Here is a 256-nt window from a genome sequence, read left to right as displayed (position 1 = left end):
GCCCCTGTTCCCCATATAAGTCCTTGAAAGACACTCATCAACAGTGTTCCAGGCTGACCTACCTCACCCACAACGTCCTTCAGGGCACGAAACTGATCAAACTCCGCACGCGCTTGATCCATCCGTGCATCGATGGCACCTATTTTCCCAGTTACAGCACTTGTCAGATTATTAGAGGCCTGAACCAAACTAGCAATTTGCGTTTCCGTACTCAAAGCAATTACTCCTTTAAATTATCTTTAGGTCACTCAATCAC

The 256-nt window shown here is 46.5% G+C and carries 1 protein-coding gene; it reads right to left on the bottom strand.

Features of this window, described 5'->3' with window-relative positions:
* On the bottom strand, positions 1 to 215 hold a 215-nt coding region (locus tag SB752_RS32860), incomplete at its 3' end, for a hypothetical protein (protein WP_410719574.1).
* Positions 216 to 256 lie beyond the last annotated feature (41 nt).

The organism is Brevibacillus sp. SIMBA_040 (genome assembly GCF_046535075.1).
GTDB lineage: Bacteria > Bacillota > Bacilli > Brevibacillales > Brevibacillaceae > Brevibacillus.
This window is presented reverse-complemented; position numbering and strand designations above follow the sequence as displayed.